This window comes from Megasphaera massiliensis, assembly GCF_000455225.1.
In the GTDB taxonomy this organism is placed as follows: domain Bacteria; phylum Bacillota; class Negativicutes; order Veillonellales; family Megasphaeraceae; genus Megasphaera; species Megasphaera massiliensis.
The window spans coordinates 1-2741 of the sequence record NZ_HF954532.1; the positions used below are offsets into that span (position 1 = coordinate 1).

Annotated in this window: 1 protein-coding gene; it reads right to left on the reverse strand. The window is 50.7% G+C overall.

The genetic code is table 11. The features are described 5' to 3' along the window. Positions 1-161 precede the first annotated feature (161 nt). Positions 162-2642: a DNA gyrase subunit A gene (gene gyrA, locus TX77_RS00005; protein ID WP_044502976.1), complete on the reverse strand. Its 2481-nt coding sequence runs from the start codon at positions 2640-2642 to the stop codon at positions 162-164. Positions 2643-2741: the final 99 nt, after the last annotated feature.

The following is a 2741-nucleotide window of genomic DNA, read 5'->3' on the forward strand; positions in this document are numbered from 1 at the left end:
CACTCACGTCGGCTGTTGTCTCAGCCGGGCTGCCTGAGGACTTCCCCCTGACAGCTTATTCAGTATACTCCCGTGTAAAGGAATTGTCAAGGATATATATAGAAATATTCTATACAAAAAAGGCCGCCCTCAAAGGCGGCCTTTCAGTAATCCTGTTTCGACTATTCTTTAAACAGTTTTGTCTGTTCTTGTTCGTCGTCTTCATCCGTTCCCTCGATAGCAATCGTATCGAGAGCTGCAACCTTGTCGTCGCCTTCCAGTTTCTGGATTTTGACGCCCGACGTATTACGTCCCTTCTTAATACCAATGCTTTCGATATCGGTCCGGATAACGATGCCGTTGGACGTAATGAGCATCAGTTCTTGACCTTCGTGAACGACTTCGACGCCGACGATGTCGCCGGTTTTCGGGGTAATCTTGAAGTTCTTGATGCCCTTTCCGCCGCGAAGCTGAACTTTATAGGCATCGACGTTATTGCGCTTGCCGAAGCCTTCTTCACTAACCGTCAGAACTTGGCAGTCTTCCGCCAAGACATCGGCACCGATGACCATATCCCCTTCAGCCAAGGTAATACCGCGGACACCGCGGGTATTGCGGCCCATGGGACGGACATCGTTTTCATTAAAGCAGATGGCCATACCCAGTTTCGTTGCCAAAATAATGGTCTGGTCGCCATTGGTCAGGCGAACCTTCGCCAAATGATCCCCTTCCATGAGGGAGATGGCGATGAGGCCGTTGCGACGGACATTCTTAAATTCGTGAAGGACGGTTTTCTTGACCAAGCCTTTTTCCGTTACCATAAAGAGGTTCATCGACGGATCAACCTGATCGAGGTCGATGAGGGCGTTGACCTTTTCTCCGTTGGACAGGGGCAGGATGTTGATGGCAGCCATCCCCTTAGAATTACGGCTGTTGGCTTCCGGAATTTCATAGGACTTCAAGAGATAGACACGGCCGAAGTTGGTAAAGAACAAGACCGTATTCCACGCCGACGTGTAGAGCAGGTGGTTAACTGCATCTTCATCTTTCGTCCCCATGCCCTTGATGCCGCGGCCGCCTTTATTCTGCGTATGGTATACATTGGCGTTGATACGCTTCATGTATCCCCGACGCGTCAGGGTCAGAACCATGCGTTCATTAGGAATCATGTCTTCGATGGAAAAATCAGAGGCATCGGCAACGATTTCCGTACGCCGTTTATCCCCAAATTTCTTCTTGGCATCGAGGAGTTCCGTTTTTACGATTTCCATGACTTTATGTTCATCGGCTAAAACGCTGCGGAGGTAAGCAATGCGTTCTTCCAGTTCCTTATATTCTTCTTCGATTTTTTCGCGTTCGAGACCGGTCAGGCGGCGCAGACGCATATCGAGGATAGCAACTGCCTGTTTTTCACTAAGGCCGAACTTGGACATGAGGGACGTCTTGGCCACTTCATCCGTTGCCGATTCACGAATGGTCTTAATGACTTCATCGATATGGTCGAGGGCGATGAGCAGACCTTCTAAGATGTGAGCGCGGGCCAAAGCCTTATCGAGTTCAAACCGGCAGCGGCGCGTGATGACATTCTTCTGATGATCCAAATAGTAGGTCAAGATCTGTTTCAGCGTCAAGACCCGCGGATGACCGTCGACGAGAGCCAGCATGATGACGCCGAACGTTTCCTGGAGTTGAGTGTGTTTATACAGCTTGTTCAGGACAATATCCGGGTTAACATCGGCGCGGAGCTCGATGACGATGCGCATCCCTTTGCGGTCCGATTCATCGCGAAGAGCCGTAATTCCGTCGATTTCCTTATTGCGGGACAAGTCGGCAATGGATTCAATGACCCGGGCCTTATTGACCTGGTACGGAATTTCTGTAACGACGATACGATTCTTCCCCTTATTCATCGGTTCGATGGAAGCGCAGGAACGCATCTTGATACTGCCGCGGCCCGTCGAATAAGCTTTGACGATGCCGTCACGACCCATGATTTTAGCCCCGGTCGGAAAATCAGGGCCTTTGACCTTGGTCATGATTTCTTCCAGACTGGAATCCGGGTTGTCGATAAGCTGAACACAACCATCGACGACTTCACTTAAATTATGGGGCGGAATGTTGGTCGCCATGCCGACGGCAATCCCAGCCGAGCCGTTTACTAAGAGGTTCGGGATTTTTGACGGCAAGACCGTCGGTTCCTGCATAGAGCCGTCGTAGTTGGGCATGAAATCGACCGTTTCCTTGTCGATATCTTCCAGCATTTCTCCCGTAATCTTTGCCATACGGACTTCAGTATAACGCATGGCTGCCGCCGAGTCACCGTCGACAGAACCGAAGTTGCCGTGACCATCGACGAGGGGGTACCGTGTCGAAAAATCCTGGGCCAAGCGGACGGTCGCATCATAGACGGGGCGGTCCCCGTGGGGGTGATACTTACCTAAAACTTCACCGACAATACGGGCCGATTTCTTATACGGTTTGTTCGGCGTCATGCCCGCTTCATGCATGGCGTAGAGAATTCGCCGGTGAACCGGCTTCAACCCATCGCGTACATCCGGCAAGGCACGAGTGATGATGACACTCATGGCATAGTCGATGTACGACGTCTGCATTTCACTTTCCAGACAAACCGGCACAATCTTATCTACTTGTTGTTCGTCCACAAATTTCACCTCATATACAAACTGAAAATAACTGCCGGCCAAAAGAGGTCCTGCAGTCCGAATCTGTTTTGCTATACTGCCCTTCAAAATGGGCGCATA